Source organism: Streptomyces sp. SS1-1 (genome assembly GCF_008973465.1).
In the GTDB taxonomy this organism is placed as follows: Bacteria; Actinomycetota; Actinomycetes; order Streptomycetales; family Streptomycetaceae; genus Streptomyces.
In genome coordinates this window covers 3514742-3535284 of sequence record NZ_WBXN01000004.1, presented here as the reverse complement: position 1 = coordinate 3535284, position 20543 = coordinate 3514742, and the positions used below count along the sequence as shown (strand labels likewise).

The 20543-nt window shown below is 69.9% G+C and carries 23 protein-coding genes, 2 tRNA genes and 1 pseudogene; 8 read left to right on the top strand and 18 right to left on the bottom strand.

The genetic code is table 11. From position 1 onward, the window contains the following. Nucleotides 1–179 precede the first annotated feature (179 nt). Entirely contained in the window at nucleotides 180–644 is a 465-nt protein-coding gene (locus F8R89_RS17435) for an SSI family serine proteinase inhibitor (protein WP_151784843.1), read from the bottom strand. Between the two features lie 166 nt (nucleotides 645–810). Between F8R89_RS17435 and F8R89_RS17430 the strand changes: the two genes are divergently transcribed. Both F8R89_RS17430 and F8R89_RS17425 read left to right on the top strand, forming a co-directional pair. Then, nucleotides 811–901, top strand: a tRNA-Ser gene (locus F8R89_RS17430). Nucleotides 902–1110: 209 nt separating this feature from the next. Continuing rightward, a tRNA-Arg gene (locus F8R89_RS17425) sits at nucleotides 1111–1183 on the top strand. Nucleotides 1184–1263: 80 nt separating this feature from the next. Here F8R89_RS17425 and F8R89_RS17420 read toward each other — a convergent pair. The 12 genes from F8R89_RS17420 to F8R89_RS17365 form a co-directional block, all read right to left on the bottom strand. Beyond that, a complete protein-coding gene (locus F8R89_RS17420) occupies nucleotides 1264–2544 on the bottom strand; it encodes a tyrosine-type recombinase/integrase (protein WP_151784842.1) in 1281 nt (426 codons plus the stop codon). After that, complete coding sequence (locus tag F8R89_RS17415; RefSeq protein WP_151784841.1) at nucleotides 2544–2741, bottom strand: helix-turn-helix domain-containing protein; 198 nt, start codon at nucleotides 2739–2741, stop codon at nucleotides 2544–2546. Before F8R89_RS17415 ends, F8R89_RS17420 begins: the two co-directional genes overlap by 1 nt. 179 nt (nucleotides 2742–2920) lie before the next feature. Then, nucleotides 2921–4069, bottom strand: a complete 1149-nt coding sequence (locus F8R89_RS17410) for a DUF3631 domain-containing protein (protein WP_151784840.1) — start codon at nucleotides 4067–4069, stop codon at nucleotides 2921–2923. Then, nucleotides 4066–4485 carry a hypothetical protein gene (locus tag F8R89_RS17405; protein ID WP_225994418.1) on the bottom strand — a complete coding sequence of 140 codons (420 nt, stop codon included), beginning with the start codon at nucleotides 4483–4485 and terminating at the stop codon, nucleotides 4066–4068. Before F8R89_RS17405 ends, F8R89_RS17410 begins: the two co-directional genes overlap by 4 nt. Further along, complete coding sequence (locus F8R89_RS17400) at nucleotides 4482–5387, bottom strand: bifunctional DNA primase/polymerase (protein ID WP_151784839.1); 906 nt, start codon at nucleotides 5385–5387, stop codon at nucleotides 4482–4484. Before F8R89_RS17400 ends, F8R89_RS17405 begins: the two co-directional genes overlap by 4 nt. Nucleotides 5388–5478: 91 nt before the next feature. Next, complete coding sequence (locus F8R89_RS17395; RefSeq protein ID WP_151784838.1) at nucleotides 5479–5664, bottom strand: hypothetical protein; 186 nt, start codon at nucleotides 5662–5664, stop codon at nucleotides 5479–5481. Between the two features lie 24 nt (nucleotides 5665–5688). Next, on the bottom strand, nucleotides 5689–6153 hold the full coding sequence (locus tag F8R89_RS17390; RefSeq protein WP_151784837.1) for a hypothetical protein: 465 nt from the start codon (nucleotides 6151–6153) through the stop codon (nucleotides 5689–5691). Between the two features lie 207 nt (nucleotides 6154–6360). Continuing rightward, nucleotides 6361–8475 carry an FtsK/SpoIIIE domain-containing protein gene (locus F8R89_RS17385; protein ID WP_151784836.1) on the bottom strand — a complete coding sequence of 705 codons (2115 nt, stop codon included), beginning with the start codon at nucleotides 8473–8475 and terminating at the stop codon, nucleotides 6361–6363. Nucleotides 8476–8579: 104 nt separating this feature from the next. Then, nucleotides 8580–8897, bottom strand: a complete 318-nt coding sequence (locus F8R89_RS17380) for a hypothetical protein (protein WP_151784835.1) — start codon at nucleotides 8895–8897, stop codon at nucleotides 8580–8582. Between the two features lies 1 nt (nucleotide 8898). Next, nucleotides 8899–9246 (bottom strand): RRQRL motif-containing zinc-binding protein, encoded by a 348-nt coding sequence (locus tag F8R89_RS17375; protein WP_151784834.1) that lies wholly within the window; start codon nucleotides 9244–9246, stop codon nucleotides 8899–8901. Beyond that, entirely contained in the window at nucleotides 9246–10358 is a 1113-nt protein-coding gene (locus tag F8R89_RS17370) for a conjugal transfer protein (RefSeq protein WP_151784833.1), read from the bottom strand. Before F8R89_RS17370 ends, F8R89_RS17375 begins: the two co-directional genes overlap by 1 nt. After that, entirely contained in the window at nucleotides 10355–10621 is a 267-nt protein-coding gene (locus F8R89_RS17365) for a DUF6284 family protein (RefSeq protein ID WP_151784832.1), read from the bottom strand. The genes F8R89_RS17370 and F8R89_RS17365 overlap by 4 nt, the downstream gene beginning before the upstream one ends. A gap of 437 nt (nucleotides 10622–11058) precedes the next feature. On the opposite strand from F8R89_RS17365, the gene F8R89_RS17360 reads away from it, so the two are divergent. Continuing rightward, nucleotides 11059–11904, top strand: a complete 846-nt coding sequence (locus F8R89_RS17360; RefSeq protein WP_151784831.1) for a sigma factor-like helix-turn-helix DNA-binding protein — start codon at nucleotides 11059–11061, stop codon at nucleotides 11902–11904. Nucleotides 11905–11906: 2 nt separating this feature from the next. Continuing rightward, nucleotides 11907–12713 (top strand): protein phosphatase 2C domain-containing protein, encoded by an 807-nt coding sequence (locus tag F8R89_RS17355; RefSeq protein ID WP_192806155.1) that lies wholly within the window; start codon nucleotides 11907–11909, stop codon nucleotides 12711–12713. 114 nt (nucleotides 12714–12827) lie between these two features. Here the strand turns inward: F8R89_RS17355 and F8R89_RS17350 are convergent, their stop codons facing one another. Continuing rightward, nucleotides 12828–13748, bottom strand: coding sequence for a hypothetical protein (locus F8R89_RS17350; RefSeq protein WP_151784830.1), 921 nt, complete (start codon nucleotides 13746–13748; stop codon nucleotides 12828–12830). A gap of 632 nt (nucleotides 13749–14380) precedes the next feature. Then, complete coding sequence (locus tag F8R89_RS17345) at nucleotides 14381–14911, bottom strand: proline dehydrogenase (RefSeq protein ID WP_151784829.1); 531 nt, start codon at nucleotides 14909–14911, stop codon at nucleotides 14381–14383. Between the two features lie 125 nt (nucleotides 14912–15036). On the opposite strand from F8R89_RS17345, the gene F8R89_RS17340 reads away from it, so the two are divergent. Further along, the gene (locus F8R89_RS17340; RefSeq protein WP_151784828.1) at nucleotides 15037–15705 is read left to right on the top strand and encodes a Type 1 glutamine amidotransferase-like domain-containing protein; all 669 of its coding nucleotides are present in this window, start codon (nucleotides 15037–15039) and stop codon (nucleotides 15703–15705) included. A gap of 16 nt (nucleotides 15706–15721) precedes the next feature. On the opposite strand, the gene F8R89_RS17335 is transcribed toward F8R89_RS17340, so the two are convergent. Then, a complete protein-coding gene (locus F8R89_RS17335; protein ID WP_151784827.1) occupies nucleotides 15722–16927 on the bottom strand; it encodes an MFS transporter in 1206 nt (401 codons plus the stop codon). A gap of 91 nt (nucleotides 16928–17018) precedes the next feature. Between F8R89_RS17335 and F8R89_RS17330 the strand changes: the two genes are divergently transcribed. Beyond that, nucleotides 17019–17780, top strand: coding sequence for a DeoR/GlpR family DNA-binding transcription regulator (locus tag F8R89_RS17330; protein ID WP_151784826.1), 762 nt, complete (start codon nucleotides 17019–17021; stop codon nucleotides 17778–17780). Nucleotides 17781–17818: 38 nt separating this feature from the next. Here F8R89_RS17330 and F8R89_RS17325 read toward each other — a convergent pair whose 3' ends face one another. Both F8R89_RS17325 and F8R89_RS17320 read right to left on the bottom strand, forming a co-directional pair. Further along, complete coding sequence (locus F8R89_RS17325; protein WP_151784825.1) at nucleotides 17819–18337, bottom strand: hypothetical protein; 519 nt, start codon at nucleotides 18335–18337, stop codon at nucleotides 17819–17821. 100 nt (nucleotides 18338–18437) lie between these two features. Beyond that, complete coding sequence (locus F8R89_RS17320; protein WP_151784824.1) at nucleotides 18438–18920, bottom strand: MarR family transcriptional regulator; 483 nt, start codon at nucleotides 18918–18920, stop codon at nucleotides 18438–18440. 139 nt (nucleotides 18921–19059) lie between these two features. On the opposite strand from F8R89_RS17320, the gene F8R89_RS17315 reads away from it, so the two are divergent. Then, a complete protein-coding gene (locus tag F8R89_RS17315) occupies nucleotides 19060–19461 on the top strand; it encodes an HGxxPAAW family protein (RefSeq protein ID WP_192806154.1) in 402 nt (133 codons plus the stop codon). 60 nt (nucleotides 19462–19521) lie between these two features. After that, a pseudogene (locus tag F8R89_RS17310) lies at nucleotides 19522–20399 on the top strand (DUF2797 domain-containing protein). Nucleotides 20400–20543 lie beyond the last annotated feature (144 nt).

Below are 20543 nucleotides of genomic sequence, written 5' to 3'. Positions count from 1 at the left end.
GCTCGCGACGCCGGATGAGAGCGAGGTCGCACCAGGCGGTGACGTAGAACGTATGACCGCCCGCCCCTCCGCCCCTCCTGCCTGCGCCCCTTGCCCCACGGGGCTTCGCGACACCTTCGCGGGACCTTTACGGACCCGGTGCCTCCGGTATGCCGAAGCGGTACGGGACACAGGCCGCTCTACGCTCCCAGCCCCTGCGCCCGGACGTCGGGAAGGAGCGGCACGAACCGGTTCCACCGCGCGATCGCGCACCCGTCGCCCCGGTCGAACCGGGCGTCGACCGGGCGCCCGGCCCAGGTCCCCGTGACATGCGCGGTCGCCGGCCCGCCGTACTGCATGGTGCACAGCCCGCCGGGCGCGTCGGGAGCGAAGAGGTCCCGGCCCCACCGGGTCCCGCCGTCGAGCGCGGCGCAGGCGCCGGCCGGGTCCGGGTGATCGCCTCCGGCCGGGTGGCAGGTCAGCTCATGGGTGCCGTCGCTGGCACCGGTGCCGGCGACGGTGACGACGAGGTGATCACCGGAGCGGCCGGGGACCGGGCCCTGGGCCTGAGCGGCGGCGGGCACGACGGTCCCGGAGGCGACGGCGACGAGGGAGCCGGCCGCGAGGAGCAGCCGGGCGGAGACGGAACGGTTCACCTGCGACATGCCCTGCCTAACGCCACACCGGGCCGGACGTTGCGCGCGCAGCACGCCGAGAAGAGCTTTGCCCTGCGGGCTCTCCGCCTAGTACCGTGGAGGTCGATTGGTGACAGCACGCTCGACTGTGTCATCATCTGCACGCACCGAACGCGCTCGCGCGGGCGGTTGTGCTGGAGGCGTCGCCTAGTCCGGTCTATGGCGCCGCACTGCTAATGCGGTTTGGGCCTTAAAGCCCATCGAGGGTTCAAATCCCTCCGCCTCCGCCCTCCGACAGGGAGCCCGGCTGATCTCAGCCAGGCTCCCTGTTTCGCGTTCGGAGCCCCTGTACGCCCGCTGCACCCGCTTCCGCACATTTCCGCAGGTCACAAGGGGTGCGGCAAACGGATTTCACATGGCGGCGGCAGTCATGTAATGTTCTTCCTGTCGCCGCGAGCGGGCCGGAAGGGCCGGGAGCGGCGAAAAAACAGAACAAGCACTCGTAGCTTAACGGATAGAGCATCTGACTACGGATCAGAAGGTTGCAGGTTCGAATCCTGCCGAGTGCACACAGGTCAAAGGCCCCCCGGGATGATCCCAGGGGGCCTTTGACATCAACGGCTGACATCAACGCGGTTGAGAGTGCCGATCACTCCTCGGTGTCTGCCTCCTGCTCGCTGCCGGATCCCTCGCCGGACTCGTCCAGCCCGAGGGCGTCGTCCATTCGGTCAGCGGCGGCCTTGAGCGTCGTGCTCATCACGTGCGCGTAGGTGTCCAGCGTCATCGTGATCGTGCTGTGCCCGAGCGTTTCCATGATCGTGCGAGCGTCCACGCCCTGCGCGAGCAGCAGTGAGGCGCATGTGTGCCGGAGGTCGTGCACCCGCACCCGCCGCACGCCGGCATCCCGGCACAGGATGGTGAGCATCCTGTTCAGGCTGCGGGGGTCCGTGATCCGACCGTGCGTCGTAGTGAAGATCAGGCCGTCCGGCTGTCCGGGCGCGGGCTGCCACTTCTTCCCCGCGACTTTGTGTTCCCGCTCCTGCTGGGTTCGGTGCTGGGCAAGTGCCCGCATGCAGTGCTTCGGCAAGGAGACCGTGCGGATGGAACGCGTGGTCTTGGGGGTGCCGAAGATCAGCTCACGTCGGATGCGCTGGACGTTCCGGCGGACGCGAAGCTGACCGTTTGTGAGGTCGACGTCCGCCCACGTGAGGGCAAGTGCTTCACCCCGTCGCAGGCCTGTCGAGACGAGCAGCAGCCACAGGGCGTAGAGGCGGTGGGACCGGGCGGTCTTGAGCATGAGGCGAGCCTCTGCGGCGTCCAGCGGACGCACCTCCTTGCGGGTGACGGTGGGAGTCTCAACGATCCGGGCGACGTTCCGCGCGATCAACTCCTCTCGGATTGCTTGCTGGAGAGAGGAGCGGAGGACGGCATGGATGTACTGGACGGTCCGGGCCGACGGGCGACGCTGGCAGCAGCGGCCCACGGCGCAGCACGAGCGTTTGTCCTCCGGCCGGTCCTTGTCTGCACCACGCAGGCAGCACAGGCAGGAGTCCTTGAACTCCGCGAGGAACCGGCGCACGTCCGCCGGGGACAGCCGGTTCAGCCGCTTCCTACCGAGGGCGGGGCGGATGTATAGGCGGGCCAGACCTTCGTAGCTGTTCAGCGTGGACGGCTTGAGTCGCTGCGGCGCGATGGTGGCGAGCCAGTACGTGAGGTAGTCGCCGAACGCCATGGTGGACTCTGCGGCCGGAATCCCCTGGCGTGTCTTCTCCTGCAACTCCGTGAGCTTGTCGGCCACTTCTTTGCGGGTCTTGCCGTAGACGAACTTGCGGGTGCGGGTTCCGTCAGGGCGGTACACGTAGGCGGCGGCGTGGTATCGGCCATCCGCACGCTTGCTGATCGTTCCCTCGCCGTTGGCACGCTTGGCCATCAGTCGGTCTCCTCGATGCGGTTCTGCATGTAGCGGCGGACGGACTCGACCGGGATGCGGCGGGCTCGTCCGGCCGTGAAACTTTCGAGCTCTTTCGAGCGGATGAGGTCGTAGACCTTGCTGCGGCTGAGGCGCAGGGCGGTCATGACTTCCGGCACCTTGAGCGCCTGCAGGCTCGGGGGCGTGGCGGTGGTCATGCGGTGACTCCTCCGGGGCTGTCCGTCGGGGGTCCCTCTGAGGGCCGCTACTTCCGCTACCTCCGCTACCGTGCAGGTCAGGGGCCTGTTCGGGGTAGCGGGATGGGGTAGCGGTAGCGGATGGGTAGCGGCGGGGTAGCGGCAACCGGGGCCGGTTGCCGCTACCGCGTTAGTGCTGGTCAGGCGGCGTTTTGGGTGCCGGGTAGCGGAGGTAGCGGACTTTCGGGGGGTGGGGGGCAGTAGCGGGCCCACGCGTCCCTGAGGTCGGCGGCGTAGTAGCCCTTGAGGACGCTCCCTGCGGCCTTGATGTTGCGGGAGGTGATCGGCTCGTTGTCGGCCGTCATGTACTCGGCGAGCATCCGGGACAGGCGCCGGTTGTCGAGCGGCTTGCCGTGCAGGTCCGCCCACGGAGCGTCGTCCAGGGCGTTGAGCCGGTCCAGGATCGCGACGGTGGGCAGGCGGTCGATGCCGACCATCACGTGGTCGCGCAGGTCGGTGAGCAGCCGGACTCCGAGGCTGCCTTTGTCGTTGGCTTTGGAGGCGGTGACCAGGACGATGCAGGCTTCGCGGGCCCGGTCGGGCCAGTCCCCGCCCGCGGCGTCCGCGATCGCGAGCAGCGGTTCCCATACGTCGGCGGGCCGGTCCGTGACGCCGTCGGGCAGTGCCGGCCACACGTTCATGACGCGCTCGCTGACCTGCTCGGCCCAGGTGGCGAGCCGGTCGCGCAGGGCGAAGCCTTCCTTTTCGTGGATGCGGGTGCGGTAGGGCTCGATCGTCTCGTTGCGGGCCCGGCGGCGCATGCGGATGTTGACGGAGCGGTCCCGGATGGTGTCGGGCAGGTAGCCGAGCCCGGCCACGGCGACGGCGGCGAAGGAGTGGAACGCTTGCACGGTCTGGTTGGCGCCGTCTCCCACGCATCGGAACATCGGCCGGTTGCGGCGGTGGCCTGCGTTGATGAAACCCCGGAGCTGTTCGTTCTCCCCGGCCTTGGGGCCGAAGATGGTGTCGATCTCATCGAAGAGGATCGTGGGCCGTTTGCCGTCGACCCCGGCCACGGCGCGGAAGAGCGCGGCGGCGGAGGCGTCGACAGCGGCCATGGGGTTGGGCACGAGGGTTTCCACGATCTCCAACGCCCGCGACTTCCCGGACCCGGGTTCCGGGGACAGGAACGCCAGGCGCGGGGTGGACTCGAAGCAGTCGAGCAGGTGAGCGTGCGCGTCCCACAGGACCACGGCGACGTAGGCGGCCTCGTTGGGGAAGACGTTGAAGCGGCGGTGGAAGGCTTCCACCTCGTTGAGCAGCGCGGCGCCGTCAATGCGGTCGGTCATGCGGCGGCCCTCCTTTCGGGGGGTGCGGCGGAAGCTCCCGTGCAGGCGGATCGGTGGGCGTCGTACTCGGTGACGAGCGCGGCCACGTTCTCGGGGCCGGTGGCGGTATCGGTCAGTCCGCAGGGGCAGGCATAGGCGGCGGTGGGCAGGGCGCCGGGCCGCGTCGACCAGCGGGCGCCGTCGTAGTGGTGCCGGTAGACCGGCGGGGCGAAGATTCGGATACCGGGCGCGTCCGGGGTCGGGTCGCTACCGGGCCGGGCGGTGGATCGGTTCGGACGAAGAGCAGTTGGGACGCCCTTGCGGGCGGCGCCTTTCGGCTCGCCCACGGCCGGTGTGTCCGCACCCTGTGCAGCGTCCGGCGGGCCGTCCGGGGTGGTGGGGATGCTCTTCAGGTGGGGGCGGGAACGGGTGCTCATGCCGTCGCCCCGCTGCGGCTGTTGTGGGTGATGGACCAGTTGAGGGCGCTGCGCAGGGTGGAGCGGCACTCGGACGCGGACAGTCCGGTCGCCTCGCCTACCTCCTGAAGAGCCTGTTCAACCAGGTGTCGGGGGAGGTCGCCCCACGCGACGAAGCGACCGAGAGCGCGGGCGGCCCGGAACAACGCCGCTTCCCGTGAGCCGTGTTGAGCGGTGGCGACGTTCCGTGTCTCGTTGGCGAGTGCTACGTCCGCGTATCGCCGTGATTGCCCCGCTACGGCCACAGACGGGGCCTGGGCGGGCTTGGGAGCGGGTTGCAGGATGCTTTGGAGCCACGACGGCACCGGGGCGGTCTTAGGGGCGCTCAGGGCTTCGTACTGTCCGGCGGGCAGGATGCTGCCCGCCGCGACGACGTATCCGCCCCACCCCCGGGTGTCCACCGATTCGGCGACGGTGCCCGCTGTGGAGCCGATGCGGACGCCGGCCGGGGCGGTGAAGTACAGGTGGGTTCCGCCGCTGGTGGTCCGCACCCGGTAGGTGTCGGGGACGGCCTGTGCGGCGCGCTCGCAGAGCGCTCCAAAGGTTGCCGCGCCGTCAGGCGCGTCCGAACTGCCTTTGTGCTCTGGCGTGTCCAGGTCCACCACGACCAGCCCGGACGGGCCGGTCGCGATACCGACGTTGAACGGCGCCCGCGACCACGCGGCACGGATGCGGTCGGGGTCGGTGGTGGCGCGCTGCTCCCACTTGCGGTGTCCGCCGGAGCATTCGCCGGTGCGGGTGCAGGACTTCTCACCGTGCAGGGCGGGCCGCTTGCTGCCAGGGCGCAGCGGGAAGACGTGCCAGCCACGTTCGGCGGCGTCCAGCGCTGCACGGAGCAGCGCTAAGCGGGGGTCATGGGTCATGCTGGATGTCTCCAGTTCCTTGTGTGGGTGACTGGTTGGCAAGGGCGGCCCCGCGGCTTTGGCGAGACGGTGGGGGCCGCCCTTGGCGTAGTCAGGCGTCGGTGGCTTCGTTGAGCAGGGCGGCGGGGTCGGGGTGGAATGCCTTGGTGTAGAGGCGGATGCGGTAGCCGTCGCGGGCGGGCCGGCGCTCGATGGGGTCGCAGTCGAATGCTTCGGTGAGGGCGTGCACGATCTCGGGTTCGTCGGCGGGGTCGCAGGTGATGCGGATGTCGAACATGGGGCGGGTGTCCCTTCGGGTTGGTCAGCCGTGGAAGTGGTTGCGCTTGAACGTGGCCTTGCGGATGTTCACCGTGGTGCCGCCCTGGTGGCCGCTCGCGCTGAACACCTGCACGGCGATCCATCCGCCGAAGATCACGGCGGCCAGGATGATGAGCTGGGTCACCAGAGCGGTCAGCGCGGTGATGAACGTGGTGAGCAGCAGTAGTCCGCCGCACATGGCGAGGAACCCGACGCCTCCGAGGGCGACGTTGACGGCCGCTCGGGAAACCGGTGGCTTGGCTGCGAGGGGTTCGGGCTGCGCCGGGCTCATGGCGTAGCCGGTGACGACGCGGCCGTCCGGCAGGACGACGCTCGCCACCGACGGCACCGCGCCGGGCTGCATCGGGACGACCGGCGCCGACGCTACGACGGCGGGCGGGAGCAGGGTCGGGTGATGGACCTCCACGGCCCGCTGTGCGGGCACGTGCGGAGTGTTCTCGGGGAACATGCGGAATCCCTTCCGAGGGGTGTTGGGGGAGGCAGAGACACCCCCTTGGGGGTGTGCTGTGGAGGGGGGTTTTGGGGGTTGGTGCAGGTGGGCTCCCCGCCTCCCCGAAACGGTGTTTTCGCTGATCAACGTGGGGGAGGCGGTGCGGGGAGGGGGTTGGGGAGTTCTCCCCGCCTCCCCGGCGCGGGCGGGTGTTCCTCCCCGGGGTCAGGACGCGGAAGCGGAACCATCCGTGTCGCGGTTGGCGAGCGCGCGCAGGACGTGATCGCGGTGGACGACCATGACGCCGTGCGACTTCTTCGGCTCCTCGCCGTGCTCCTCCAGCAGGGCCTTGAGCCGGTCGTTGGTCCACTGGTCGCCGTAGACCTTGGGGTCCAGGGCGTGCAGCCGCTTGAGGACCTCGTTGGTCCGCAGCCGGGACTCATCGCCGATGACGGCCGCGACGTCGGCGAGCGCGTCCCGTTCCTCGCCCTGGTCGACCACCCGCAGGGTCGTGACGCCATCGCGCAGCGCCTTGGCACGGGCGGCGATCTCGGCTGCCGGTTCGTCATCGATGAAGTGCGTGCGCACGGTGATGGATGCTTGGCCGGCGGGGATCGTGATGCCGTCGGACGCGACGACGAGGGTGCCCTTGTCCAGGCCCTGGCGCAGCAGGTGCGGGGCGGCGCCGCCGTCGACGGCCTTGTCCCCGAGTGCCATGCGGGCTTGGGATTCGGTGCCCAGCACGAGGGAGGCGCGGGTGTGGGCGCCCTCGCGGACCAGCTTGGGCAGGTTCTGGTCCGTGGGGTCCTGGGTGCCCTGCCACATCAGCACATCGACCGCACGGCCCTGGTTGTGCACCTTGCGCACCGCCATGAAGTACCGCGAGGTCGCCTTGGACCCGCCGTACGGGCGCTTGTCGTCGCCGACGACCGGGCACATGAACGCCAACTGCGCCTCGTCTACCACCACGATCAGCGGCTGGAACACGATGCTCGGGTCGCGGCGGCGCTCCTCGATCCTGCGGTTCATCTCCTCGACCGCGTCCTCGACCATCTCGGTCGCCTGGATGACGTGATCGTCGGAAGGCCCCTCGATCAGGACCTGCGCGATGCCGTCGAACATGGCCCAGTCGCCGATGCCCTTGAGGTCAGCGATCCAGAACTGCACGGAGCGGTCCAGGGCCAGCCATAGGGCGAGCGAGCGCAGGGCGGCGGTCTTGCCCTGGTTGGACAGGCCCGTGACCAGCAGGTGGCGCTGATACAGGGACAGGGTGGCGGCGTCGCCGCGCAGGTCCTGCCCCCACGGCGCCCTGCCCTTCTTGTAGTCGGCGGTCATGGTCTCGTCGGTGACCAGCGGGGACGGCCCGATCGGCTCGTCCAGCGCACCCGAGTCCGCGATCCACAACCTGACCGTGCGCGCGGCCTGCGGGATCGTGATGAACACCTCGTGTTCGTGCCGGGTCAGGTTCTCCGCGAGCTTGCGGCGCCGCTTCTGCACCTCATCCGTCGCCACACCCGACGGCAGGGTCACGTCGACCTCCACACCGCACCCGGCGATGGTGATCGGCCCGAGCATCGATGCTCCGGCGTCCCCCATCTCCTTGATGGCGGCCTTGAGCGGAGCGATGCCCAGGTCGCGCAGGGCCTTGACCACGATCGACGGCGTGATCGGCTCCCCCTCGCTCGATCGCACGGTGGCCGGGAGGGCCCAGGCGGGGGCGGCTTGTTGCTTGCGGCCGACGGCCCACAGGGCGAGCAGGGCGAGGAACGGGCCGATCGTGAGGGCCGGGCCCCACACGATCTGAACGATCCGGATGAGCAGGGCAATGAACTCGATCGTGGCCGACAGGGGTGTGATGACGTCGGCGGCCTGCCCGCTGCTGATCGCCAGGATGACGCCGAGGCCGACCAGCACACCGACGCTCATGCCGGCGCCGACGGCGACGCCCTTGGCGGCCTCCACTGGAGAGTGCAGGAGGTCCATGCGGCGGCGGTGGCGGGCGTCGCGGAAGCGCTGGAGACGCTCCTCCCACTCAGCGGCCAGCTCCATGTTCCCCGCGGCTTCCGCCGTGCGCATGTACCGCTCGTAGCGGGAGCCGGTACGGCCATCCCATGCCCGGCGGGCCACGATCCGCCCGCCGTTGAACGTGTAGGACGTGTGCCGGGCCGCCGCCCGCGCGGCCACCCGGGTCTTCTCGTGCGTGACGGCCGTCTTCACCGCGCGTCCGGAGCGGACCCACAGCGGCACGGGCCGCGCCGGGGACGCGTCCGGAACCACGGTCAGGGTCGTCACGGCCGCCGGGTCAGTGTTCTTGTGGAGGTGAACGACGTTCTCAGACATGCTGGAAGTTCTCCTGACTGCCCCTGTCGGGGCGGGAGTGAGGGAGAGAGCCGGGGTGGCCGGGTCCGTGCAGGGAGGCGGTCACCCCGGGCGGAATGGGCTGGTCAGAACCAGCCGGACGACTTGCGTGCGGCCTTAGCGCGAGCTGCCTCGGTGATCAGTCGCTGACGCTCGCCGTGCAGCGCGGTCAGCTCAGCGGTCAGGCGCATCTCCACGGACGAGCCGAGCGAGTCCATGCGGTTCTCGACGCGGCTCGTGCTGCGGTTCCGGTGGGCGCTGTGCGCTCCGGAGGCGAGCGCGCGGCTCATGGAGAGGCGTTCACGGGCGGTCAGGGGCCACCACTCGCCCCTGCGCACGGCCTCCAGCTTCTTCCTGGTCTTCTCGATCTCACGGTCAAGGCGGCGCATCTCGGAGTTGCCCATGTCAGTGACTCCGTTCGGACCCGTCAGGGTCGGGATAGGCACACGGGGTGCAGGTGCCGAGCGAGGCAGGGATGACGTATCCGGCATCACGCCGGCACGCGGGACAGCGACGGCGAGCGGCGTTCGCCTTGTCCAGGGCCGCCCACCGGGCCGCCGTCATCGGACGCACGGGCTTGGCACGGTCGACGCGGTACAGGTAGGCCACCAGCGGGCCCCGCCGACGACGGGGCCGCTCCAGCTGGGCGGCCACGTCCTGACCGCCGGGGCGCAGCCCGAGGGCGCGGAGTTGGCGGCGGGTGGCGTAGCCGTCCGGGGCGAGGCGCCACCGGTAGACCGGCAGCGCAGCCATTACGCGGCCTCAGCCGCCGTGGCGGCCCGCTCGGCGAGCAAGGTGTCCCGCAGCGTCCGGGCGTTCGCCGGTGACGTGCGCACGGCACGGCGGATGCCCTCAGCGGTCACCTTCGCGTCCGGCCAATCGGCCGTCGCCTTGCGCGCCTCGGCCAGCAGCTCATCCGGGGTGCGCTTGAGGCGGGGTGATCGGGCCGCCTCGGGGAGTCGACCAGTCGCCCGACGCGGCCGGGTCAACTCAGCACCCACAGCACGGCGCCCTGACTCGATCGGGGCGGCGATGGCGGGGGCGGGCTTGAGCGGGGGAATCGACTTGCCCAGGTCGACCGCTACGGGTTCCGGCACGGTCAGCCGAGTCAGCATCACGATCGGTTCCGGGGTCGATTCCCCCAGCTCAGCCGTAGACCGTTTCCTCTTGGTCTCGGTGGATTCCTCCGCATTTGCGGAAGGTGCGGGATCGAGCGCGAGGGCGGGGGCGGTGCCACCGAACATCGCGGCGAGCGCGGCGTCCGCACCGGCGGTGACTCGATCGCGCTGGACATCCAGCAGCCTCGATCCGAGCGCCACGTCGCCGACACCGACCCTGCGGGCCAGCCTCCATGACTTGCGCTCGGACCACTTCCTGACTCGATCGCTGGGGTGCTGGGTGGCGCGGGCGCGGTGGTAGGCGAGGGCCTGGACCAGATCGGCCGTGCGCCGCTCATTCTCCGCGTCGCGGCCGTCGGTGTGGACGACGATCCTGCGGGCCAGGAACGCCATGCCCTCGGCCGACACGGACATGCCCATCGGCGTCAGGGCGTAGATGACGGTGCGGCCCGCATCCGGTGCGGCCATCGCCCCCATGACAGCGGCGGCGGCCGGCAGGGCCCACAGGCCGAGCCGGACGATGCGCGGGGAGGACTGGCCCAGCATGGTCAGCCCGAGCAGGACCAGAGCGAGCACGGCCGTTGCGCCCTCACCGGCCGCGAGAGCTCCCAGCGCGGTGCCCTTGCCGTAGGAGTGACCGATGTTGCTGTAGGTGCCGATCCCGCCGAACACGCCCGTGGCGAGCATCGGCACGAACGCGGCGGCCAGCACCCCGATCTGTACGCGGGTCAGCTTCGCCGTCCTCATGCCGCACCGCCCGACATGCTGCGGGACGTGCGGTTGAGCAGCGCCACGCGGGCGGCGAGCGCCCGGCGGCGGGCCCGGCGGATGCGCTGGTGGTCCAGCTCTGTCGGAGTGCGGTCCAGGGGGATGATCTGCGCGTCGAGCAGGTCGACGTCCGCCAGGATGACGGGCATCTCCTGCTCGATCGCGTCCAGCTCCGCGTCCGTCGGCTCCATGAAGTCGGCGAACGCGGTAACAGCGTCCTGAACAGTAACGATGTGGTCCATTGGGTCTGGTTCCTCTCACCAGGAACGGCCCGAACAGTGGCCCCGGTGTTCCAGCGCCGGGGCCACGCGCCGTTGAAGTCGGAACATCCGGCTCCCCTCAGCGCTGCTCGTGCGAGACGAGCAACGGAGGCAACCGGCGCGGCAAGAGCCGCGAAGGTTGATGCGCGATCCAGTCGCGCGGTCCGCCTTTTCGACTCGGGGAGGCGGGACCCACCTATGCAGTTCTCAGGGATCAATCGCTTCCTTCGTACTCACCCCCGCGGGCTTTCCTCTGGGCGCATCAATGCAGGTCAAGCAGTCATGACAAGCCCTCACCCCGTTTGCTTAGGGGGGGTTGCGAACTTGCTTGATAGGTACGGTAGGCAAACTGAGGGCTGCGCGCAACCCCCTCTCGCGATACAGTCTGATAGCCCCCCTAGGCGATGGATTGGAGAGTCGTGCACGACGACATGGAGCGGGTCTCCGGGGTTACGGACCCCGTCGACCGCGCCAAGGCGGCAATCGACCTGATGGCGCGGTATCAGAGCCACGTGAACGAGCTGTCCCGCGTTCGCCGCGAGGCGATCGAGGAGGCGCAGGCGTCCGGGCTGACACAAGCCGAGATTGCGAAGCGACTTGGGGTGAGCCGGGGGCGCGTCGGGCAGCTCGCGTCAGCCGGGCCGCCGCCAGAGCGAGCCTTCTTCGGTACGGACCTGGTCACGGTGTCGCTCGGTGGGAAGTACGAGGCAGGCAAGGGGCCCGACGACAACCCCAGCCACGTAGTGACGCGGGAAGACCTCGACAACTTCGAGCACCTTCGGAAGTTGCTCGCCGGCATGAAGCTAGATGCTCAGTACGAGGTGATCCCGCCGTCCGGCATCGTCAACCTCAACCGGGACAACCATGTCGTTGTCTGCGGCCCTCGCCTTTCTCCGATCGTGGCGCAGGTCCTCGAAGGAGACGACAACCTTCAGTTTCGGAAGGACCGGGCGTGGCATCTGGTGGACCAGAGAGAGGGGAAGGAGTACAGGTCACCCCAGGACGAAGACGGCTCGACCGGTGACTTTGGGTACCTGGGCAGACTTCCTCGCCTGGACGGGAAGGGCACGTTCCTCTATATCGCCGGCATCCACGCCATCGGAGCAAACGGGGTGGTGCACTACCTAGAAAACAACGTTGCAGATCTTTACCGAGAAGTCCGCACGCGCCGTTTCTCCACGTTGATCTCTTGTCGTTACGACCCCAAGACGATGGAAGTGCTGGAGAGTCGACGCGTCACGCCGCTATACCGACACGAGGGCTGAGCATGCGCGTCGCCATCGACACCCAACCTGGTGGAGCCGGGCCCAACGAGGATTGGGTGGCTGGCACACCGACTCTTGCCGTCGTGCTGGACGGGTTGAGCACCGCGGGCCTGGACACGGGATGCCGCCACGGCGTGCCCTGGTACGTGGCGAACCTCGGCAGTCAGCTTGTCGCGGCACTGGCGGACGCTAGAACCTCGCTTTCGGTTGGCCTCGCGAATGCCCTCGAACAGGTGGCGGCGCTACACCCCGAGTGCGACCTTCGAAATCCCGGTACGCCCTCAGCCACGGTCGCGATCCTCCGCGAACGAGAGGGGTTCCTGGATCACTTGGTTTTGGCGGACTCACCCATCGTGCTCAAAGGGGTCGACGGGTTCACGGTCCTCACTGACCTGCGGGTGGACAAGATTTTGCCCGAACTGCGGGCGGAAGTTGAACAGTACGAGACTCATACGGCAGAGCATCGGGAAGCACTCCGGCGGTTGGTCACCGCTCAGCGGCAGACTCGCAATACGCCCACCGGGTACTGGGTGGCCGCTTCCGATACGGAGGCAGCAGCGCACGCCCTCGTGGGGAGCACCCCGGGCCAGGACGTGCAGGCCGCAGCCGTCCTCTCCGACGGCGCTTCGCGCCTGGTCACCGAGTACGGCATGGCGACCTGGTCGGAAGTGTTCGCGACGCTCCGCACCGGAGGGCCTCAGGAGCTGATCTCTTCCGTCCGGAAGGTTGAAGCGACCGACCCAACCGGGCGACGATGGCCGCGCTACAAGTCCGGCGACGATGCCGCTGTCGCCTTCTGTCAGTGGTGATAGTGGCTGGTCAGTGCAGAGATTGGCCATCTAACTCCGTCTCAGTTTCCGTCTAATTCACCCCCATTCGGAACCGTCCGACGCCGTTCATGCGCTGGACGGGCTCCGTCGACCTTACGAGCTCTGTGGGAGGTGTCTGGAAACCGATCCGGACACGAACCAGTTGACCAGCGTAACTGCCAAGACGATCGCGCTTTCAGCTTCCTCCTGGGATACGTGCAAGGGGGCTTGAATGTCTGGATCGACGTGCCGGGAATACTCGTTTGTCCAGAGGATCTGAAGCATCCCCAAAAGGACATTCTTGGGGTCGGCGGCGGAGTCAACCTTGAAAGAGAAATCCCACTTCTCTGGCTTGTTCCTGAATGCTGAGATCATTTTTCCGAGAGTCGGGATTGTGTCGTTGGGTGAGATCACGGGGGCTGCTGCTGCTTCCACCGCGCGAACGGCGCACCGGTAAGCGGCCGAGGGGTCTCGGTTCATGGAGAAGGCATGCTTCCATGCGTCGGCCAGCAGTCTTCCAGCTCTCGGCTCAAGGGCTCCGGTTGTCTCCGCTGCCAGTTGTACCGTCGCATCGATGCGCTCAACAAGGCCGGGCCTGTCGCTAACTCGCCCTACGCGCCAGGCGGAAGCGCCCTCTTCCAAGACCGTTTCCAATGCTGCGCACTGCGGCGCTTTCGGATCGAGTTCAGAAAGGGCGAGGTCTACGGCTCCAAGAAATGATTCCGGATTTGAGTACAGGACGGCCCTGAATTTTGAGAGGCCGCTCACTCTGTCGGGATGTGATTCTCCGGATGAAGTCCAGCCGGATGAAATTTTGAGGATCCGCTCGGCTCTTCTGATCTTTGCTTCGTCTGGTGTCGTGTACCAGGTTCGGTTGTTGCTGAGTGCCCTCTTGTGCATCTGCTCAGAGAGCCATTTCCAGAGCGACTCGCGCAGCCAGCCAGGTACTCCATCGGAGAGGCGGACGAATTCTTGACGACCGGCTTCTGAGCGGCGAGCCGAGAAAGGGAGCCATTCATCATTCGCGTCACTCATAACCCCTCCGATGATCAAATAGCCTGACCCCTGAGTTTATCGGCGCCGACGTCCCGCATGGCAACTGCATATCAAGCGTCCAGTACGGGTGGCGCGCCAGAGGCGCCGGTCGCGACAGTCTCATGCTGAGCACCGCCGCGTTCCATCGGCTGTCGTGATCATCTTCAACCTGTGCATCTCTGGGGCCGTCTCTGCGCCGTGCGTGGCTGCCCGAGGCCGACCAACGACGGCCGACAGTGACAGTCGAGTCTGAGCCACCAGCAGCGAAGCCCGAGGTCAGAGCGCCCCGCCCATACCCGTGCACCCCGAGGTGACGATCCGGCAAGATGGGGTGCTTCCTGCCGTTGATCGGCTTTCGGACCTGTGTGTTGGGTTGCGGCTTGCTGGACGACGTCGCAGTTCCGGAGCTTGGGCCTGACATCAGCCGCTGACATCAACGGGGGCGAACAGACGCGTACGGCGACACACTCGCAAGCAGCCGTCGGGCCAACACGTCGCAGCACACGAGTGGCCCGTCGAGACCGTGCACGCGCCTACGGATCAGAAGGTTGCAGGTTCGAATCCTGCCGAGTGCACACAGGTGAGAGGCCCCGGAGAGATCCGGGGCCTCTTGCGTTGTGGGGAGCAGGCGACTACGAGGTGCGAATCCGCCGGTCGCCGAGGACGTCCGATGCCGCTGCGCGCAGGGCCTTCACCGACTGGTAGGACGGGTGCTCCCGCTCGGCGGCGAGTGCGAGGTCCGCGGCCTTCCGGGATGTCTCACCCGCATGGGCGTCACGCACCATGCGTCCCACGACCTCGGCCACGTCGTCGGCCGCGTGCACCGCGCGATAGAGCGCCCGCACCACGGATTCCGGGCCTTCCAGGATGACGAGCTCGGCGACTCGGTGAACGTCACGGGCCCGGCTCCGGAACTGCTCCATCCTCGCGTCGACCGCCCGCAGGTCCGGGCGGTCGGCCCGCAGCGCGTCGCGTACGGCGTCCAGGGCGACGTCACGGTCGTACACCGCGGCCAGGTAGTTCGCGTAGGCGTCCCGCCGGTGCTGTCGGCGCCCTTGGGCGAACTGGGCGTGGGCGGCCACGCGCCCGGTGACCACCGCGGCGCCCAGGGTCGCGAGGGAGCCCACGGCGGCGCCCAGCAGTGCCGTCGTTCCAGCGTCCATGGCCCCATTCTGCAGAGCCCGTCGGCCTTGCGGGGCGTCTTCGCGATCTTCGGCGCCGTGAGCGCGGGGCATGGCACGGCCGGCGTTCGTTGCACCGGGTGGGGGCGGCGTGTTTGGGTCGGGTGATGGAGTGTCTGTTGACGGCCGCCGGGCTGCGGAACGATTCGTTGCGGGATGCCCTGCGGGACATGCTGGGGAAGCCGTTCGGGGAGGCGAACGTCGTGTACGTGCCCACGGCGTCGGTCGCCGAGGCAGGGGATCACGGGTGGCTCCTCGCCGACATGAACCGCGTGCACGCCCTCGGCTGGCGGGAGTTCGACATCCTGGAGCTGAACGGGCTGCCCCCGGCGATGGTGCTCGACCGGCTGCGCCGCGCCGACGTCGTCTACGTCAGCGGCGGCAACCACTACCACCTCGCGCGCAGCATCACCCGCAACGGGCTGGCCGACGGGTTTCTGGAGGTGCTGGAGAGCCGGGTCTACGTCGGGCTCAGTGCCGGGTCGATGATCTTCAGCCGGTATCTCGACGCGCACTCGGCCGACGTCATCGGGGACGCCCAGGACCTGCACGCGCTCGGGGCGACCACGCTGGAGCCGCCGTTCGGGCTGTTCGACTGGTACCTCAAGCCCCACCTGTACTCACCGGACTTCCCCGAGCGGGACGACGCGTGGGCCGACCGGATCGTCGCGCGGGCGGACTTCCCGATCTACTTCCTCGACGACGACACGGCCGTCCGCGTCCGGGGCGGCGAGGTGGACGTCGTCTCCGAGGGGCGGTGGCGCTTCCACCCGTGACCGGGCCGGAGGGGGCTCAGTGGCCGGTGCCCGCCTCCTCGGGGCGGGGGGTGGGGGCGGCGGAGTCCGTGCGCAGGACCCCCGCGCCCACCGCCGTCGCCACGCACAGCAGGGTCAGCAGGACGAACGTGTGGTTGAGGGCCACGAGGTGGGTCAGCCAGCCGATGACGGCGGGCCCGGCGAGCATGCCGACGTAGCCGAGCCCGGCGACACGGGAGACGTTCGCACCGGCCGCCGCCGGGTCGGCGTGCCCGGCCGCGCTGAACAACTGCGGGACACAGCCGGACAGGCCCAGGCCGAACAGCGCCCAGCCCGTGAACGCCGCCCACAGCCACGGGCCGAAGGCCACGAGCGTGATGCCGGCGCCCGCCACGACCGCGCCGTACCGCAGGATCGCCAGGGAGCCGAAGCGGGCGGCGAGCCGGTCGGCCAGCAGGCGGCCCGTGGTCATCGCCGCCGCGAACGTGCCGTAGCCGAAGGCGGCCGTGGTGGTGGACGTCCCGAGGACGTCCTTCAGGTGCAGGGCGCTCCAGTCGTTGGCGGCGCCCTCGCACAGCATGACCATAAGCGCCAGGACGGCGAGGAGCCAGACGCGCCCCGCCGTACCGCGGCGTGCGGAGGGGGCCGGTGACGACTGCTCCGTGACGGTCTCCCCGGCGGCCGGAACGGTCGGCATCAGAACGCGCGCCGAGACCACGGCGATCACGATGCTCACCGCTCCGACACCCGCCAGCGTCACGACCGGCCCGGCACCGGCCGCGGTCGCCCCCGCCGCCACGAGCGCGGCGAGCACCCCGCCGACGGAGAACGTGGCGTGGAAGCCCGACATCACGGGCCGGCCGTACGCCTTCTCCACATGTACGGCGTGGGCGTTCATGCTCACGTCCAGGCCGCCGTTGCAGAAGCCGAAGACCAGCAGGGCGCCCGCCAGCGTCCATGGATCACGGGCGAGCGCGGGGAGCACCAGGGCCGCGCCGCACAGGACGCCGGTGGCGGGGACGACGACGCGCGCGCCGAGGCGGTCCGTCAGGGGGCCGGCCACCTGCATCCCGGCGAACGCGCCGAGGCCGAGCAGCACCAGCAGCCCGCCCAGCGTCGCGTGGCTGACGCCCACCCGTTCCTCGACGGCCGGGATGTGCACCACCCAGGCGCCCATCAGCGTGCCGCAGAGGACGAAGTAGACATAGGTCGCCACACGGGCGCCGAAGAGCGAGCGTTCCATGGCTCGCCACCGTAACGAACAGGATGGGTGTTTGAAAGAGTCTCTATCGAACGGCTTGTGTGTGCGTTTTCGCGTGGTGTTCAATCCCCGTATGAGCAACGCAGACCGGCACGGGCTGATCGCGAAAGCCGTCAGGGACTCCGGCGCTGCCACGGTCCAGGAGCTCGCCGAACTGACCGGCGCCTCGGAGATGACCATCCGGCGCGACCTCGACACCCTGGCCGCGCAGGGCGTCCTCGAACGGGTCCGCGGCGGCGCCCGCACCCTGCTGCTCCGGGGCGAGGAGCCGCCGTTCGCGCTGCGCGCCCATGAGGCCGTCGACGCCAAGCGCCGGATCGCCGCCGAGGTCTGCGCACTCGTCGCCGACGGCGAGAGCGTCGTGCTGGACAGCGGCACCACCTGTCTGGAGGTCGCCCGGCTGCTGCGCGAGCGGCCCGTCACCGTGATGCCCCTGTCCCTCCAGGCGATCCATCTGTTCGGCGAGACGCCAGGCCCGGCCACGCTGGTGGTGCCCGGCGGGCAGCCCCGCGCCGCCGAGGGGGCGCTCACCGGCCCCCTCACCCTCGCCTCCCTGGCGGCCCTGCGCTTCGACACCGCCGTCATCGGCTGCTGCGGCCTGAGCGCGGCCGACGGTCTGACCGCCTACGACCTCGACGACGCGGCGGTGAAGAAGGCGGCCGTCGCCTCCGCCCGCCGGGTCGTCGTCGCCTCGGACGGCGGCAAGCTCGGCCGTACCGCCTACGCGTCCGTCGTTCCCGCCGCCGGCCTGCACACCCTCGTGACCGACGGCACCGCCCCCGCCGGCGAGGTGGCCGCGCTGGAGAGCGCCGGCACGGTCGTCAGGACCGTCTGACCGGGCCGGCCGGGTGGTCCACGGCGGCCTACAGTCCGTCAGGCGTACTTCCAGCGCCACGCGTTCGCGCTGAACACGCATCTGATCCGGGATCCGCTCGCCGTCGTCGTGGTGGCGCCGTGGTCGCTGTTGCGGCAGAACTGGCCAGCCGAGTAGCAGTTTCCGGAGTTGGAGACGATCGAGCAGGTGCCGGTGCTGTCCCCGCCTCCCCCTCCGCCGCCCCCTCCACCGCTTCCGGTGCCCGTGCCGGCCGCCGCGACGGTGGCCGTCTTGGTGACGGTGACCGTGGGAGCCGGCTTGGCCTTGGCCTTCACCGTCTCGGTGACCGTCGGGCCGGGCTCGGGCGTGGTCGTCACGGTCGCCGTGACGGTCGGCCCCGCCTTCACCTTCGTCTGGACGGGCTGCTGTTCGTCGCCGTTCCCCGGGGTGGCGACCAGGAGGCCCGCCAGGAAGAGGCCCGAGCCGCCGAGCCAGACGCGCTTGCGCCGGCGCAGGGGGCGGGTGTCCGGCGGACGGGGCGCGGGTGGTGGCGGCGAAGCGGTGTACGGGTTGGCCATGTCGTCCCCCCAGAGCGATACGGATGGGGCGACGGTAAGGCTCCGTGAGCCGGGGTGTGAAGAGGATGTGAACAGCGTGACTGTCTTGTGACGGGCGCGCTCAGGTCGCGTCGCGCTCCCGGAGTTCGTCGATGTACGTCTGCGCGAGCCCGGTGGCGCGGGTGAACCAGTCCGTGAGGACGGCGATCTCGTCCGCCGAGTAGGAGGCGAACAGCTCGATGAGGCGGACGTAGTACGGGCCGTACAGCTCCTCGACCCGGGTCAGCGCGTCGGGGACGGCGGCCACCCGGACGCGGCGCCGGTCGCCGGGGTCGGGGCGGCGGGTGACGAAGCCCGCGCGCTCGAGGCGGTTGAGGATGCCGGTCATCGCGCCGGTCGTGACGTGCACCTGCTCCGCGAGGGTCCCCGCGCCGAGCAGGTCGTCGCCGGCCTTCACGACGAAGCCGAAGCAGAGCAGGTCGGTGATGTTCAGTCCGAGCCGCTGGGCCATCTCCTGCTGTCCGAGCAGATGGGCGGCGATGAGCGAGTCCATCGCCTCCAGAGCCTCGGCGGGGCTGGCGGTGGGGCGTGGCGTGGCTGACATCTTCCCTTTTACCTTAGCTCGTGAGAGATTTAGTTACTGAAATTCTCGCGTCGTAAGGGATTCGGGGTCCCTTCGACGCACCGGGTTCCGCTGCCCTCGGACGGAGTGGGAGTGGAGGAGAGCAGGAGGAGCGGGCGGCATGAGCCAGTATGACGAGGGGCACACGCTTGCCGGATGGATCGGGGTCGCCGTCGCGACCGTCGGGTGTTCGGTGCTGGGCGCGGGGATCTGCGTCATGTCGGCCCCGCTGATATGGGCCGGGTTCGCGGTCACGGTGGCGAGCGTCCTGGTGACCTGGGGCCTCCATCTGACCGGCTGGGGCAAGCCGTCGGGGATCCGGCCGCGCGACCAGTGGGGGATGCTGGTCCGGGACCTGAGCGCGCTCGAAGGGCACCCCGACTGCTGGGGATGCCGGCTGGCGGGGCGCGGACGGCGTACGGCCGAGGCGCCGGCGGCGGCTCCGTCACCGGCGGTCGGGGTGGCCGGGGCGGTCGGGGCGGTCGTCGAGCGGGAGTCCGTCGCCGTCGGGGCCGACCGGTAGGACCCGAGGGGCCCTCTCGTCCGGCCGCGTTGTCAGTGCCGCCCCCTACTCTCGTCGGTGATGGCACAGGCATGGAGATGCTCGGGTCTGCGCTGGTCGGCGGACGGGCCCGAGCTGGTCTGGGACGGCGGTCGGCGGTCGGCGCTGACCTGGGGAGACGGGTGGCCTTCGCGGTCGCGGAAGGGGGAGTGCGGACATGTGTGGGAGCGCGGCGGCATCCCTGTCCGACGCGCGCGGCCGTGCCGGGGCGGGGCACGGGGGCGCGGTGCGAGGAGTGCGCGCGGCTGGACCGGGCGCACTCGGTGGCCGCGGACACCCTGGCCGACGACCCGCGGCCGTACCACGTATATCTGGCCTGGTTCGGGCCCGGCATGACCAAGGTCGGCATCACCGCCGTCGAGCGGGGGCCGGCGCGGCTGCTGGAGCAGGGGGCGGTCTGCTTCAGCTGGCTGGGCGCCGGCCCGTTGATGGCGGCCCGGCGCACGGAGGAGCTGCTGCGGGCGGCCCTGGGCGTGCCGGACCGCATCCCCTACGCCGCCAAGCGGGCCGTGCGCTCGGCGCTGCCCGCGTCGGCGGCCGGGCGGGCGGCCGAGGTGGCGGAGCTGCACGCCCGGGCGGTGGCGCTCGACGGCTGGCCGGAGTCGCTGGCTCCCGAGCCGTGCCGGGCCGTCGACCACGCGGAGGTGTTCGGGCTCGCCGGGCTGCCGCCGGCGGCCGGTGCGGTCGGTGAACTCGTCGCGGGCGGGGCGGTGAGCGGGGAGCTGGTGGCGGCCGCGGGGCCGGACCTGCATCTGCGGACGGGCCGAGGGGCGGTGGTCGTCGACACACGGCTGATGACGGGGTGGGAGCTGGTGGCCGCGGACCCGGACGCGGAACTGTCCGTCCCGGTGGTGGAGTTCAAGGCGAGCGAGGGGAGCGTGCAGGACGGGCTGTTCTAATGAGCTGACGTGCGGACGAGCTGACGCACCGACGAACCGGGTGAACCGGGCGAACCGGGCGCGAGCCGAGCGACCCGCCGACCCGCCGCCCCGCCGGCCGGCGTCTCGCAGGCCGCCCCCAGGTGCCGCCTGAGAGGAACCTGT